The sequence below is a fragment of the Paraburkholderia unamae genome (assembly GCF_003268775.1).
GTDB lineage: Bacteria > Pseudomonadota > Gammaproteobacteria > Burkholderiales > Burkholderiaceae > Paraburkholderia > Paraburkholderia unamae.
Genome location: NZ_QLSU01000009.1, coordinates 57,197 through 70,955, shown reverse-complemented (window position 1 = coordinate 70,955; position 13,759 = coordinate 57,197). Strand labels below are relative to the sequence as shown.

The following is a 13,759-nucleotide window of genomic DNA, read 5'->3' as shown; positions in this document are numbered from 1 at the left end:
TCAACCACCGCTATCGTTCATACGAGGGGTATTGGAACAGGCGTCGCGCCACGCAATGCCGCCGCTCGTGAATAAAGAAAGGCAGTCACCGTTTTTGCGCAGTTTCCCTGGAGTTTCTTCCGGCCGGTCCATGCATTGAGCATATGAGGCTAAACCATGAACCAGATACACGCCATGCGCGTCTTTGTCAGGGTTGCCGAATCGCAAAGCTTCCGTCGCGCGGCCCAGCAACTCGACGTGTCGAATGCGCTCGTCACCCGGTCAGTCGCGATGCTCGAAGCGCATCTGAACACACGCCTCATCAATCGCACCACGCGCAATCTCTCGCTGACCGAAGCTGGCCTGCGTTATCTGGAGGGCTGCCGCTGCGTGCTCGAAGAACTCGATCATCTGGAGAGCACCGTGGCGCATACCGAAAGCGAGCCTAGCGGCACGCTGCGCGTCGTTGCCGCGGGCGCGCTCTCGCTCGCCACGCTCACGCCGCTCATCGACGGCTACCGGCGCCTCTACCCGCGCGTGAACGTGCGCCTCACGCTCGCGGAACGTCCCGTCGATCTCGTGGAGGACGGCTTCGACGTGGGCATCGTCGGCGCCTCACCCGCGCGCAACGGCGAGTTCGTGGAGCGCGCGCTCGGCACCACCACCTTCGTGCCCTGCGCCTCCCCCGCGTGGCTCGCCGAGCATGGCGAGCCGCACACGCCGGGGCAACTCGCGCAGGTCGCGGCGGTCGCGCTGCCGCCCGAGGAGCGCAGCGCGACCTGGCAGTTCGCGCGAGCGGGCGAGCGCGCGCAGCAAGTCACGTTGCAGCCCGGCTACGCGGTCAACAACATGCTGATGGTGCGCCTCGCGGCCCTGGCGGGAATGGGCGTGGCGATCGTGCCCGCAACGCTGGTCGCCGAGGACATCGCCGCCGGCACGCTGCGGCGCTTGCTGCCCGACTACGAGATCGACGACCCGGACGCCCGCATGTCGATCGTCTATCCGAGCCGCCAGTATCTGCCCGCGAAAACGCGCAGCTTCGTCGACTACACGGTCGAGCACTTCGAGCATGCGTGCGACGGCGGCGGCGCGGCGGCGGTGGGCGCAACGAGTGCGGCGGCGGGTGGGGCAGGTGTGGCGGCAGCGGGTGCTGCGGTCGCGCCCGCGCGGGCGCTCAATGTGGCGGCGGGCAGCGCGGCGTTGCATGCGATGAGCCGCGGCTGAGCGACGGTCAGGCGGCTATCGAGTCGCTACCAAGTCGCTACCAAGTCGCTACCAAGCGGCTATGAAGCGGCTATGAAGCGTGGCGTTTGGGCCCGATTGTCTCGCGCGTTAGCGAACATTCGCTGCGCGCGCACCGCTTTACCGCCCGGTTCACGGCTCGGTTCACGGCTCATTCACGCCTCGAAGCCGGCGCGCCGGCGCACGTGCGCTTCAAGGCGCGCTGGCGTCGCCAAAGCCGGGGAACTCCGCATCGCACGCGCCGCACAGCTCGCGCAGTATCGCCACTTCGCGCTCGTGCACTTCGACGGGCAGCCACAGCGCGCCCGCCCACGCGAGATAGCGCGCGCGATGCTGGCCATTGCGAAACGCCACCACGCCCTCGTGCGCGAGGCCGAGCCAGCCCGCGAGTCCCGAGGATCGACGCCGGGAGATCGTCACGTAGGGCATTTGCGGCACGCGTTCGCCGTGCGGATCGAGAAACTCGCGAATGCCGCGCACCTTGCCGCTATGCCAGTCGTCGACGGGCTTGAGCACATAGTCGGTGTCGTCGCGGTCGGCGCACAGGAGCAGCTTGTGCAGATCGACAATCACGACTTCATGACGCGTGCCGTCGGTGGTGAAAACGCGCTTGAGGCGCACGTGATCGTACGAGGGGTGGTCGGGCAACGGAACGGTCCACAAGGGTCCACAGGCTGGGGACGGCGAGGAATCCGAAACGGATGTGAAGCTGGACATGGACGTCGATTGCATGCGAAGTGAAAACGTGGCTCACGAAATTAAAACCGACCTAAGCTACGGACGGACCATGAAATTTTTATGACGAATGTGAACCGCCGCAAAGAACCTTGACGAACCCCGGCGGCGGCCCGCATCGCGGAGGCGCACATGAACATCGAAACGTTCGGCGAGCACGTTCGCATCGAAGTGCAAGACCCTCAGAATCCTGTAGCAACTCTCGTGCTCGATCGGCCCGCGCGCCGCAACGCCATCGACCGGCCCGTGGCGAACGCGCTCGCCGCCGCCTTCGCGCGCTTCGAGTCCAACGCGCAATGGCTGGCAGGCGTCCTGTACGGCGCGGGCGGCACGTTTTGCGCGGGCGCGGACCTCACGGCGCTCGGCGACGACGCGCGCCGCAACGAGATCCATGCCGACGGCAGCGGCCCAGGCCCGCTCGGTCCCACGCGCATGGCGCTCGACAAGCCCGTGATCGCGGCGGTGGCGGGTCATGCCGTGGCGGGCGGGCTGGAACTGGCGTTGATGTGCGACCTGCGCGTGATCGAGGAAGACGCCGTGCTCGGCGTGTTCTGCCGCCGCGTGGGCGTGCCGCTCATCGACGGCGGCAGCGTGCGCCTGCCGCGCCTCATCGGTCTTTCGCGCGCGCTCGACCTGATCCTCACGGGGCGCGCGGTCGACGCGCAGGAAGCGCTCGCGTTCGGCCTCGCCAATCGCGTGGTCGGCAAGGGCGAGGCGCGCGCCACGGCCGAGCGGCTCGCCGCGCAACTGGCCGCGTTGCCTCAAGCGGCGCTGCTCGCGGACCGCCGCTCGGCGCTCGAAAACAGTGCATTGCCCGACCTGCAAGAAGCGCTGCGCCGCGAGGGTGCGCTCGGCTATCGCGCGGTGCTCGACGAAGGACTGGCGCTAGCCGCGCGCTTCGCAGCGGGCGCGGGCCGTCACGGCGGGCCGCTCGACGGTTGAACGAGAGATGCACCACGCTTGACGCTTGAAGGCGCGCGCTCGACCCACTACATTGAAATTGATTCGCGCCGCTGCCCCCGCCGCTCCTGCCGCCATTCGCCATGACGTCGAGCCCACTCGCGTCTCGCGGCAATCCTCAGACGAACCGCTCCGGCGCCCCTTCCCTGATGCCGCATCACGGGAGAGACCTCATGCCGACGGATCGAATCATCCGCTTCGCGGATTTCGAACTCGACGTCGAGCGATACCAGCTGCGTCGCAGTGGCGTAGACGTGCGGCTGGAGCGGTTGCCGATGGATCTGCTGATCCTGCTTGCCTCGCGCCGCGGCGAGTTGCTCACGCGCGCCGATATCGTCGACAGACTGTGGGCCGGCAGCCCCTTTCGCGACACCGACAACGGGCTGAACACCGCGATCCGCAAGATCCGCATCGCACTCGCGGACGACCCGGCCGCGCCGCGCCACCTCATCACGGTGAAGGGCAAGGGCTACCGCTTCGACGGCATCCTGCCCGCGCCGCTGGCGGCGCACGACGCCGCCACTTTCGCCGCGCACGACGCGCCCGCCGCAAGCGAGGCCGGGCAAGCGCAGCGCGCCGTGCGCATGCTGGTGCTGCCGTTCGCGAACCTCACCGGCGACGCAAGCCAGGAGAGCCTGTGCAGCGCGCTCGCCGATGAAATCTCGGTGACGCTCGGCGCGCTCAACCCCGAGCGGCTCCTGACGATTGCGCGCACCACGGCGGGGCGTTACCGCGCGACGCAAAAGAGCATCGGCGAGATCGCGCGCGAACTGAAGCTCGACTATGTGCTCGAAGGGTCGCTCGCGCGCGCCGGCGCGCAAACGCGCATCCTCACGCGCCTCATCCGCTGCGCCGACGAAGTGCAGATCTGGAGCCGCGCCCACGAAAGCGCCACGCAAGGCGCGCTCGACATGCTCAAGGAAGCCGTCGCGGCGCTCGCCGAAGATCTCGCCTCCACGCTCTCCGAGCAGCAGCGCACGCGCCTCGCGCGGCGTCTTCCCGTCGATCCGGCGGCGCACGACGCGTACGTGCGCGGACGTTTTTTCTGGTATCGCCGCGTGCATTTCGAGGCTGGCTTTTCCGCGCATCACGGTATCGACGGCGAGGACTTCGTGCGCAGCCGCACCTACTTCGAGGCGGCGCTCGAACGCGACCCGAGCTACGCGCTCGGCTACACAGGCCTTTCGAACTACTACGGATCGACGGTCGTGCATGGCTTCATCGCGCCCGACGACGGCTGGCCGGTCGCGCGCGCGCTCGCCGAAAGCGCGCTCGAACTCGACCCGGACCTGCCCGAGGCGCACCACGCGCTCGCGGCCGTGCGCTACTTCTACGACTGGGACTGGGGCCACGCCGAAGCCGGCTTCCAGGAGGCGCTGCGGCGCAATCCGAGCTACCCGGAGGCGCACCGCCTCTACGCGCGCCTGCTGGTCGCCGCGGGCCGCCGCGCGGAGGGCGACGCCGCGATGGAGCGCGCGGAACGCATCGACCCGCTGGCGTTCCAGGGATCGCGCGCGTTCGGCCTGGTGATGTCGGGCAGACACGCGGACGTCGTGAACGAGTACCTGGCGCCCGGCCATATGGACCATCCGCCGCTCGTCTATCAGCTGCTCGCCACCGCGTTCGAAGTGAAGAAGCTCTATGCGCAAGCCGTGGAAGCCACCGTGGAGGCGCTCGAGCGCTGCAACCAGCACGCGCGCGCGACGACCATACGGGTGCAATGGGAGGCGGGGGGATATGACGCGGTGCTGCGCTGGTATCTCGAAGACCTGCTCGCGCGGCGGCACAGCCGCTACACGTCGCCGTTGCTCATCGCCGAGGCCTATGCGCGCCTCGCGCAGCCCGACGAGATGTTCCGCTGGCTCGAAACGGCGCTCGCCGAGCGCAGCTCACGGCTGTGCGAGTTGCGCACGAACCCGTGGTTCGCGCCCTGGCGTCCGACGGGACGCATGCGTCTGATCGAAAAACACATTGGCGGCGACGCGACGCGCTGAGCGATTGGCGCAGATCGCAAGCGCGCGTCGCGTCGCCGTCCTGATACTTTGGTTTGCCCGGGTATCTCAGTTGCCGTGGTAAAGCCCCTGGTTCAACGCCTTCATCTGGCCCGACTGCTCGGCGCGCACCAGATCCTGATAGACCTGCGCGTGCGAGAGCGCCGTCGGCGCGCCCGAGGCGCCCGTCGACATCGGTGTGCCACCCACGTCCTGCGCGGCCGGCGGCGTGCTGGCCTGGGCCTGGTCGTCACTTTGCGCCTGGGCTAGCGCGCTACCTGCGAAGAAGGCGGCTGCTGCGGCCACCGCGATGCGGACTGTGTTCATCGTGTTCATGTCATCGCTCCAGGAAAGTTGCGCATGCTCGGGGTCCGCCATGCGCGGGACGGACGATGCCAGTGGGTGACGGCGAGGACGCCGTGCCGGCGGGCGGGCCGGACGGTGCGGGGTGGCGCCGGCTGGATCGTGTCGCTATCGTGCTGCCCGCCCGCACGTTGCGCCATGCACGCAATCTGTAGAAATCGTCAAGAAATGTGAACACGCAATGACCGTGGAAACGCGCCCCGCGCAAGCAAAACTGTTGCTTTCCGGCAGCGATGAAAAGCGTGCCGTATGCGTTGTGTCAGGTTTCAGTACAATTCCGCGTTGACTTAAATTACGACGGCTTCGGGCTCGCACCGGCCGCCAACCCGCGCCGACTCCACGCCATGCCCCTGCCCCTTCTCGCCCTTGCCGTCGCCGCTTTTGGTATCGGTACCACCGAATTCGTCATCATGGGCCTGCTGCCCGACGTCGCGCGCGACCTGAGCGTCTCGATCCCGGCTGCGGGCATGCTCGTTTCGGCCTACGCGCTCGGCGTGACGATCGGCGCGCCCATCGTCGCCATCGCCGTTGCGAACGTGCCGCGCAAGCAGGCGCTCATGCGGCTGATCGGCATCTTCATCGTCGGCAACCTGTTGTGCGCGCTCGCGCCGAACTACTCGATCCTGATGGCCGCGCGCATCGTCACCGCGTTCTGCCACGGCGCGTTCTTCGGCATCGGCTCGGTGGTCGCGGCGGGGCTCGTCGCGCCGAACCGGCGCGCCCAGGCCATCGCGCTCATGTTCACGGGCCTCACGCTCGCCAACGTGCTGGGCGTGCCGCTCGGCACCGCGCTCGGCCAGCTCGCGGGCTGGCGCACGACCTTCTGGGCCGTGACCTTCATCGGCATTCTTGCTGCGGCGGCGTTGCAGGTGTGCCTGCCCGCGAAGATCGAAATGCAGAAGGCGAGCCTCGTGCATGAGTTCGGCGTGCTGAAGAATCCGCAGGTGCTGATGGTGCTCGGCATGAGCGTGCTCGCCTCGGCCAGCCTCTTCGCGGTGTTCACCTACATCACGCCGATTCTCGAAGACGTGACCGGCTTCTCGCCGCACGAAGTCACCTTCGTGCTGCTGCTGTTCGGCCTCGGCCTGACGGTGGGCAGCACGCTGGGCGGCAAGCTCGCCGACTGGAAGCTCATGCGCTCGCTGCTCACGTTCCTCGCCATGATCGCCGTGGTGCTCGCCGTGTTCTCGCTGACCATGCACGACCCGATCGCGGCGATGGCGACGATCTTCGTGTGGGGCATTCTCGCGTTCGCGATCGTGCCGCCGCTGCAAATGCTGATCGTCAACCGCGCGAGCGACGCGCCCAATCTCGCCTCCACGCTCAACCAGGGCGCGTTCAATCTCGGCAACGCGGGCGGCGCGTGGATCGGGGGCGTGGCGATCAGCGCGGGCGCGCCGCTCACGGCGCTGCCGTGGGTGGGCGTGATCACTGCGTTCGCGGCGCTCGCGCTCACGCTGGTTTCGGCGCAGATCGACCGGCGCGCGCGCCGCCGCGTGGCGGTCTCGGGACCGACTTCCTGCGCGTGAGACTTCGCGAGGCGCGCGTGGGCGGGCAGGCGTCACGCTGAGGCGCATTGAAGTGCACTAAAGCGCGCTGAGCCGCATCGCGTCTGCGCAACCCGAGGCCCGGCCACGCCGCGTTATTCACGCGGGCGTAGTAGCATTGCGCCCGATGAAAACCGTCCTCACCCGCGACTTTCTCGCGCTGATCCTGAGCGTGGCCGTGGTCGGCCTCGGCTCCGGCGCGACCCTCCCGCTCACCGCCCTCGCCCTCACCGACGCCGGCTACGGCACCGCCATCGTCGGCCTGCTCACCGCCGCGCAGGCGTTGGGCGGCTTGGCCGTCGTGCCGCTCACGGCGTGGATTTCCACGCGCTTCGGCTCGCGCCAGGTGATCGTCGGCTCGGTGCTGACCGTGGCCATCGCCACCGCGCTGATGCAGACGAGCGCCAACCTGTGGCTGTGGGCGATCCTGCGCATGCTCTGCGGCGCGGCGCTCATGCTGCTCTTCACGATTGGCGAGGCCTGGGTCAACGAACTCGCCGACGACTCGAACCGCGGCCGCGTGGTCGGCATCTACGCGACCACCTTCACGCTGTTCCAGATGTCGGGGCCCGTGCTCGTGAGCCAGATCGCGGGCTACACGGCGTGGCGCTTCGCGGTGTGCGGCGCGATCTTCCTCATCGCGCTGCCGATGCTCGCCGCGATCCGCACGAATGCGCAGCAAACCGACATGCACGAGCCGCACGGCAGTTGGCGTCACGTCATGCCGAAAATGCCCGCGCTCATCATCGCCACCGGATTTTTCGCGCTGTTCGACACGCTCGCGCTGTCGCTCCTGCCGCTCTTCGCGATGGGTCACGGCATCGACAGCGAAGTGGCCGTGCTGTTCGCCTCGGTCGTGCTGCTCGGCGACACGATCATGCAGTTCCCCATCGGCTGGCTCGCCGACCGGCTGGGACGCGAGCGCGTGCATGCGCTCATGGGCGTGATCGTCGCGGTGCTGCTGCCGCTGCTACCCTTCGTGGTCGATACGCCCTGGCTGCGCTGGCCGCTCCTCTTCGTGCTGGGCGCGGCGGCGGGTTCGATCTATACGCTGGCGATCGTCGCGTGCGGCGAGCGCTTCACGGGCGTCGCACTCGTTTCCGCGAGCGCGCTCGTGAGCGCCGCGTGGAGCGCGGCGAGCTTCGGCGGCCCGATCGTCACGGGCGCGCTGATGGAGCACGCGGGGCGCGATGCGATGCTGTGGGTGCTGTTCGCGGGCGCGCTGGTGTTTCTCGGCGCGCTGCGCTGGGAGCGCTCGCGGGGGATCGCGCAAGCGCGCGCATAACGCGAGAGCCAATGAAAAAAACAGCCGATGCGCTATCGAAGCGCATCGGCTGTTTTGCTTTTCAGACTACAGCGGCTTTACTTCAGCGCAGGCAGGATCTTGCCCACGCACGCGCCGAAGCCCACGCGATACCCCTCGCCCTGGCACCAGCCCGCGAGCGTGAGTTCGTCGCCGTCCTCGATGAAGCCGCGCGTGCCGCCACTTTTGAGTTCGAGCGGATTCTTCGCGTTCCACGTGAGTTCGAGCAGGCTGCCGAACGAGTCGGGCGTCGGGCCCGAGATCGTGCCCGAGCCCATCAGGTCGCCCACGCGCGTGTTGCAGCCCGCCACGGTGTGATGCGCGAGCTGCTGCGCCATCGTCCAGTACATGTGGCGGAAATTCGTGCGCGCGATGGTCGTCGCCTCTTGAACGCCTTCGGGACGCAGCAGCACTTCGAGCGAAATGTCGAAGGCGTGGTCGCCCTTGTGACGCAGGTAGTCGAGCGGCTGCGGCTCCTGCGCGGGCTGCGCGACGCGGAACGGCTCCAGCGCATCGAGCGTGACGACCCACGGCGAGATCGTGGACGCGAAGGTCTTGGCGTTGAACGGCCCGAGCGGCACGTATTCCCATTGCTGGATGTCGCGGGCGCTCCAGTCGTTGAGCAGCACCATGCCGAAGATGTGCTCCTCGGCGCTTTCGCACGCAATCGGCTCGCCGAGCGCATTGCCGCGCCCGACAATAAAGCCCGTTTCCAGTTCGATATCGAGCTTGCGGCATGCGCCGAACACCGGGCGCTCCTGATCGGGCAGCTTCAACTGGCCGTTCGGGCGGCGCACCGGCGTGCCGCTCACCACCACCGACGAAGCGCGCCCGTTATAGCCGATCGGCATCTCGGACCAGTTCGGCAGCAGCGCATTCTTCGGATCGCGAAACATTGAGCCCACGTTCGTGGCGTGTTCCTTCGACGAGTAGAAGTCGGTGTAGCCGGGAATCTCCACGGGCAGATGCAGCGTCGCATCGGCAAGCTTCACGAAGGCGCGCGCACGCAGCGCCGCGTCGTCGCGCAGCGTCGCGGTTTCGCGTGCGAGCAGCGACGAAAGCTGCACGCGCACGCTGCGCCACGTGTCGCGGCCAAGCGCGACGAAGTCGTTCAGCGCGGGGCGCGCAAATACGTTTTGTTGCGCGCTCGCGGGCAAGCGCAGCAGCCCGGCTTCGTGCAGCGCCGCGAGATCGGCCACGAGGTCGCCGATCGCCACGCCCACGCGCGGCTTCGCATTGTTTGCGTCGCTGAACACGCCGAACGGCAGGTTCTGGATCGGGAAATCGCTCTGCGCGTCGTTCGCGCTCTCGACCCAGCTCTTGCGTGCGGGATCAAGCGTCGCCTTGAGTTCGTCCGTCATGGTGCTGCTCATTGCTTCTCCGGATTGAAATGTTTCGTGAGGCCTTGCCAGCACTCGTAGTAATGCGCCTGCAACTGGCTCGTTTCGAGCGCGTAGCGCGTGGGGCGAATCAGCGATTTGGTCTCGAACATGAAGGCCATCGTGTCGCCGACCTTATGCGGTTTCGTCGTGTCGGAATGCGAGGCCTTCTCGAAGGTCTCCGCGTCGGGGCCGTGGCCCGACATGCAGTTGTGCAGGCTCGCGCCGCCCGGCACGAAGCCTTCGGCCTTGGCGTCGTACACGCCGTGCACGAGGCCCATGAACTCGCTCGCCACGTTGCGGTGATACCAGGGCGGGCGGAACGTGTTCTCGGCCGCGAGCCAGCGCGGCGGGAAGATCACGAAGTCGATCGCGTCGACGCCCGGCGTGTCCGTGGGCGAGTGCAGCACGAGGAAGATCGAGGGGTCCGGGTGGTCGTAGCTGATCGAGCCGATCGTGTTGAAGCGGCGCAAATCGTACTTGTAGGGCGCGAAGTTGCCGTGCCACGCCACCACGTCGAGCGGCGAGTGGCCGATGTCGGCGCGCCAGAGCTGGCCGTTGAGCTTCGTGACGAGTTCGAAGTCGCCTTCGCGGTCTTCATACGCGGCGACGGGCGTGAGGAAGTCGCGCGGGTTCGCGAGACCGTTCGAGCCGATCACGCCGAGGTCCGGCAGACGCAGCAGCGCGCCGAAGTTCTCGCAAATGTAGCCGCGCGCTTCGCCATCGGGCAGGTCCACCGTGAAGCGCACGCCGCGCGGAATCACGACGATCTCGAACGGCTCGACGTCGAGGCGGCCCATTTCCGTGCGGATGGCAAGACGCCCCTGCTGCGGGACGATCAGCAGCTCGCCGTCGGTGTTGTAGAAGAAGCGGTCCACCATCGAGCGGTTCGCCGCGTACAGGTGGATCGCGCAGCCGCTCATCGAGGCCGCCGAGCCGTTACCCGACATCGTCACCCAGCCGTCGATGAAATCCGTCGGCTCCGTGGGCATGGGCAGCGCGTCCCAGCGCAACTGGTTGGGCGGCGTGGGCGGCACGTCGCCGAAATCGGCGACGAGGCGCGGCGCGCCATTGACGTTCAGGCGCGAGGCGACCGGCGTGAACGGCTGATGCACCGCGCCCGGACGGATCCGGTAGAACCACGTGCGGCGGTTGTGCGAGCGCGGCGCGGTGAACGCGGTGCCCGAAAGCTGCTCGGCGTACAGGCCGTACGCGCAGCGCTGCGGCGAGTTCTGGCCCTCGGGCAACGCGCCCGGCAGCGCCTCGGTCGCGAATTCATTGGCGAAGCCGCTCATGTAGCTGTGCTGGACTTCGGTTGGGTGCCGCAGGGGTGCATTCATTGCTGTCTCTCCACGTTCTCGATTTACGGATGGTAAAACGAATTACGAATAGTGAAATTACGTGTAAACCCTGACAGACGCCCGATGGCCTCCAGAACCCGCTCGCACGGTCGATAACGTTATGACCAATCAGTCCATCCGGCGCGGCCGTGGACTGCTACCATCGAGTCATGCGGCCCCGAGTCGGGCCCGCGCCATTCACCGCGCACCGCGCCCCACAACGTCACCATGATCGCTCCGACCATTCCCGAGCTCGTCGCTCGTTCCGCCGACCATCCGTTTCTTGGCGAGCACCTGGCGATGGGCAGCGGCGTGCACGCCAAAGAAGCCGTGGCGCGGCGGCGCGGCGTGGAGTTATTGAGCGCCTACGAGCCGATTTACGACATCAGCGTGCACAGCGGCGCGCAGTCGCTCACGGCCGATCTCGCGGCGGCGTCGCGCTTTGGCGACGAACTCGGCTTTCAGGCGGTGACGCTGCGCGAGCAGGACGGCGTGCTCGCGCCCTGCGACGCCTTCGGCGACGCGCTCGACGACCCTGAACTGGTCGCGCTCGACCGCATGGTGCGCGCGCTCCACACCATCAATTTTCTGGGCGGCCAGCAGCACGGCTTGCTGTTCCTGCGCGTGCACGAGCGGCTCCTGAAAAGCGTGAAATACGACCACGGGCGGCATTTTTCGAACGTGCTGGTGTCGTTCGGGCTCAATCCGGGGCGCATCGTGATCGAGCTGCCGGCCGCGGCGGTCGCGCACCGCACGTTCCTCGGCTATCTCACGAAGAGCTATCAGCGTTACGGGTTCAAGGTGGCGGGCAATCTGCCCAATGCGGGGCAGATTCTTTCGGTGTCGGACATGGCGCGGCCCGATTTCGTGAAGATGGACGCGGCGTCCGCGTTGCGCGATTCGATGGTGAAGCCGCTCGTGAGCTATGCGGCGCGGCTGCGCATTCCGCTCATTTTCAACCGCGTGACCGATGCGGCGCAGTTCGAGCAGTTGCAGCAGTACGACGTGCGCTTCGTGCAAGGGCCGGTGTTCGCGGCCCAGGACAAGGTGGTGTGAGGGAGCGGCAGTGAGCCGCCAGCGGGCCTGGAGGAGGCCTTAGACCCTGAATTTGAGCCTTAGAGGCAGACGGGTTCCTGCTCCAGCGCCACGCCAAAGCGCGCGAGCACGTCGCGCTGGATGGCCTGCGCCAGTTCGAGGATGTCCGCGCCGGTCGCCCCGCCGCGATTGACGAGCACGAGCGCCTGACGCTCGTGCACGGCCGCCGCGCGCAGCGCGCGGCCCTTCCAGCCGCAGCGGTCGATCATCCAGCCGGCCGCGAGCTTCACGCGCCCGTCGGCTTGCGGATACGAGACGATCTGCGGTTCGCGCGCGGCGAGCGCATCGAACTGCGGCGCGCCGATCACGGGATTCTTGAAGAAACTGCCGGCATTGCCGAGCTGGAGCGGGTCGGGCAGCTTCGCGCGCCGCACCGCCACCACGGCGTCGAACACGGCGCGGGCCTGCGGCGCCTCGACAGCGTCGTGCCGGGCGAGTTCGCGCGCGAGATCGGCATAGCCCGCGTTGGCCTGCCACCGCTTCGGCAGACGGAACGTAACCGAGGTGATGACGAAGCGATCGCGCCCTTCGCGCTTGAAGAAACTGTCGCGATACCCGAAACGGCAGGCGGCGGCGTCGAATTCGACTGGCGTGCCCGTGTCCAGATCGATTGCGCGCACCGAATCGCAGCGCTCGGCCATTTCGAGCCCGTAAGCGCCGATGTTCTGAATGGGCGCGGCGCCCACCGTGCCCGGAATCAGCGCGAGATTTTCGAGACCCGGCATGCCCGCTTCGAGCGTCCAGGCCACGAATTCGTGCCAGTTCTCGCCCGCGGCCGCCTCCACGTACCACGCGTGCCTGTCCTCGCGCGCGAGCCGCTTGCCGCACAGCGCCACGAGCAGCACCAGACCGTCGAAGTCGCGCGTGAGCACGACATTGCTGCCGCCGCCCAGCACGAGCGTGCGCAGGCCGCGGGCGCGCGGGTCGCGCACGGCGGCGACGAGGTCGGCCTCGTTTTCGACTCGGCACGCGTAGCGCGCGCGCACATCGAAACCAAACGTGTTGTGCGCGCGCAGCGGATAACCGGCGGCGAACCACGTGGGCGACAGATCGACGGACGTCTGGAACTGGGACATCGAAGCGGAACGGAACACGGACAACAGATGGAAAAAGGCCGAAAAAGCCGCCAGAAGGCGTTGGGCCGGACTGCTGCCCAGCCTTGGGCAAACGCAACGGCGCCGGTAGAATGGCGTCGGTCCGTGATTATAGCGAGTGCGCGAACCGCTGCCTGAAAATGCGGCTGCGGCCCTCGGGCGCACCGTTTGCGCCGCTGTTTACGCAATTCGCACTTTTGGGAGAAAACAATGCCATCGTTTGACGTCGTCAGCGAAGCCAACATGATCGAAGTAAAGAACGCCGTCGAGCAATCCAACAAGGAAATCTCCACGCGCTTCGACTTCAAGGGCTCGGATTCGCGCGTCGAGCAAAAGGAGCGCGAGCTGACCGCGTTCGCCGACGACGATTTCAAGCTCGGCCAGGTGAAGGACGTGCTGGTCTCGAAAATGGCCAAGCGCAATGTGGACGTGCGCTTTCTCGACTACGGCAAGATCGAGAAGATCGGCGGCGACAAGGTCAAGCAGGTCATCACTGTGAAAAAGGGTGTCTCGGGCGACCTCGCGAAGAAAATCGTCAGGCTCGTGAAGGACAGCAAGATCAAGGTGCAGGCGAGCATCCAGGGCGACGCCGTGCGCGTGACTGGCGCCAAGCGCGACGACTTGCAAAGCGTGATCGCCATGCTGCGCAAGGACGTGACCGACACGCCGCTCGACTTCAACAACTTCCGCGACTGAATTCGCGACTCGGTTTGCGACCCGGTTCGCGACCC

Annotated in this window: 12 protein-coding genes; 7 read left to right on the top strand and 5 right to left on the bottom strand. The window is 67.3% G+C overall.

Annotation, left to right across the window (positions count from 1 at the left end):
* Positions 1 to 156: 156 nt before the first annotated feature.
* Positions 157 to 1,203, top strand: coding sequence for a LysR family transcriptional regulator (locus C7401_RS16465; RefSeq protein ID WP_112172471.1), 1,047 nt, complete (start codon positions 157 to 159; stop codon positions 1,201 to 1,203).
* A gap of 210 nt (positions 1,204 to 1,413) precedes the next feature.
* Here C7401_RS16465 and C7401_RS16460 read toward each other — a convergent pair whose 3' ends face one another.
* Positions 1,414 to 1,938, bottom strand: coding sequence for a plasmid fertility inhibition factor family protein (locus C7401_RS16460; RefSeq protein WP_165841923.1), 525 nt, complete (start codon positions 1,936 to 1,938; stop codon positions 1,414 to 1,416).
* Positions 1,939 to 2,088: 150 nt separating this feature from the next.
* Here C7401_RS16460 and C7401_RS16455 point away from each other — a divergent pair, with 150 nt between their 5' ends.
* Together C7401_RS16455 and C7401_RS16450 are read left to right on the top strand one after the other, a co-directional pair.
* A complete protein-coding gene (locus tag C7401_RS16455) occupies positions 2,089 to 2,898 on the top strand; it encodes a crotonase/enoyl-CoA hydratase family protein (RefSeq protein ID WP_112172469.1) in 810 nt (269 codons plus the stop codon).
* A gap of 191 nt (positions 2,899 to 3,089) precedes the next feature.
* A complete protein-coding gene (locus C7401_RS16450) occupies positions 3,090 to 4,910 on the top strand; it encodes a winged helix-turn-helix domain-containing protein (protein WP_258397103.1) in 1,821 nt (606 codons plus the stop codon).
* A gap of 66 nt (positions 4,911 to 4,976) precedes the next feature.
* Here the strand turns inward: C7401_RS16450 and C7401_RS16445 are convergent, their stop codons facing one another.
* On the bottom strand, positions 4,977 to 5,243 hold the full coding sequence (locus C7401_RS16445) for a hypothetical protein (protein ID WP_133254507.1): 267 nt from the start codon (positions 5,241 to 5,243) through the stop codon (positions 4,977 to 4,979).
* Between the two features lie 371 nt (positions 5,244 to 5,614).
* Here C7401_RS16445 and C7401_RS16440 point away from each other — a divergent pair, with 371 nt between their 5' ends.
* Positions 5,615 to 6,799: an MFS transporter gene (locus tag C7401_RS16440; RefSeq protein ID WP_112172466.1), complete on the top strand. Its 1,185-nt coding sequence runs from the start codon at positions 5,615 to 5,617 to the stop codon at positions 6,797 to 6,799.
* 145 nt (positions 6,800 to 6,944) lie between these two features.
* Entirely contained in the window at positions 6,945 to 8,102 is a 1,158-nt protein-coding gene (locus tag C7401_RS16435) for an MFS transporter (protein ID WP_112172465.1), read from the top strand.
* A 77-nt stretch (positions 8,103 to 8,179) separates the two neighbouring features.
* On the opposite strand, the gene fahA is transcribed toward C7401_RS16435, so the two are convergent.
* On the bottom strand, positions 8,180 to 9,493 hold the full coding sequence (gene fahA, locus C7401_RS16430; RefSeq protein ID WP_181565591.1) for a fumarylacetoacetase: 1,314 nt from the start codon (positions 9,491 to 9,493) through the stop codon (positions 8,180 to 8,182).
* On the bottom strand, positions 9,490 to 10,839 hold the full coding sequence (hmgA, locus tag C7401_RS16425; protein ID WP_112172463.1) for a homogentisate 1,2-dioxygenase: 1,350 nt from the start codon (positions 10,837 to 10,839) through the stop codon (positions 9,490 to 9,492). The genes fahA and hmgA overlap by 4 nt, the downstream gene beginning before the upstream one ends.
* A 228-nt stretch (positions 10,840 to 11,067) precedes the next feature.
* On the opposite strand from hmgA, the gene C7401_RS16420 reads away from it, so the two are divergent.
* Positions 11,068 to 11,895 carry an EAL domain-containing protein gene (locus C7401_RS16420; protein ID WP_112172462.1) on the top strand — a complete coding sequence of 276 codons (828 nt, stop codon included), beginning with the start codon at positions 11,068 to 11,070 and terminating at the stop codon, positions 11,893 to 11,895.
* A 59-nt stretch (positions 11,896 to 11,954) separates the two neighbouring features.
* Here C7401_RS16420 and murB read toward each other — a convergent pair whose 3' ends face one another.
* On the bottom strand, positions 11,955 to 13,010 hold the full coding sequence (murB, locus tag C7401_RS16415) for a UDP-N-acetylmuramate dehydrogenase (protein WP_112172665.1): 1,056 nt from the start codon (positions 13,008 to 13,010) through the stop codon (positions 11,955 to 11,957).
* 228 nt (positions 13,011 to 13,238) lie between these two features.
* On the opposite strand from murB, the gene C7401_RS16410 reads away from it, so the two are divergent.
* The gene (locus C7401_RS16410) at positions 13,239 to 13,724 is read left to right on the top strand and encodes a YajQ family cyclic di-GMP-binding protein (protein ID WP_028209548.1); all 486 of its coding nucleotides are present in this window, start codon (positions 13,239 to 13,241) and stop codon (positions 13,722 to 13,724) included.
* Positions 13,725 to 13,759: the final 35 nt, after the last annotated feature.

Excerpts from the sequence above, each read along its gene's own strand:
- C7401_RS16450 (WP_258397103.1), top strand. The coding sequence starts at position 3,090 with ATGCCGACGGATCGAATCATCCGCTTCGCGGATTTCGAACTCGACGTC.
- C7401_RS16460 (WP_165841923.1), bottom strand. The coding sequence starts at position 1,938 with ATGTCCAGCTTCACATCCGTTTCGGATTCCTCGCCGTCCCCAGCCTGT.
- C7401_RS16435 (WP_112172465.1), top strand. The coding sequence starts at position 6,945 with ATGAAAACCGTCCTCACCCGCGACTTTCTCGCGCTGATCCTGAGCGTG.
- C7401_RS16445 (WP_133254507.1), bottom strand. The coding sequence starts at position 5,243 with ATGAACACGATGAACACAGTCCGCATCGCGGTGGCCGCAGCAGCCGCC.
- C7401_RS16440 (WP_112172466.1), top strand. The coding sequence starts at position 5,615 with ATGCCCCTGCCCCTTCTCGCCCTTGCCGTCGCCGCTTTTGGTATCGGT.
- murB (WP_112172665.1), bottom strand. The coding sequence starts at position 13,010 with ATGTCCCAGTTCCAGACGTCCGTCGATCTGTCGCCCACGTGGTTCGCC.
- C7401_RS16465 (WP_112172471.1), top strand. The coding sequence starts at position 157 with ATGAACCAGATACACGCCATGCGCGTCTTTGTCAGGGTTGCCGAATCG.
- C7401_RS16420 (WP_112172462.1), top strand. The coding sequence starts at position 11,068 with ATGATCGCTCCGACCATTCCCGAGCTCGTCGCTCGTTCCGCCGACCAT.
- C7401_RS16455 (WP_112172469.1), top strand. The coding sequence starts at position 2,089 with ATGAACATCGAAACGTTCGGCGAGCACGTTCGCATCGAAGTGCAAGAC.
- fahA (WP_181565591.1), bottom strand. The coding sequence starts at position 9,493 with ATGAGCAGCACCATGACGGACGAACTCAAGGCGACGCTTGATCCCGCA.
- C7401_RS16410 (WP_028209548.1), top strand. The coding sequence starts at position 13,239 with ATGCCATCGTTTGACGTCGTCAGCGAAGCCAACATGATCGAAGTAAAG.
- hmgA (WP_112172463.1), bottom strand. The coding sequence starts at position 10,839 with ATGAATGCACCCCTGCGGCACCCAACCGAAGTCCAGCACAGCTACATG.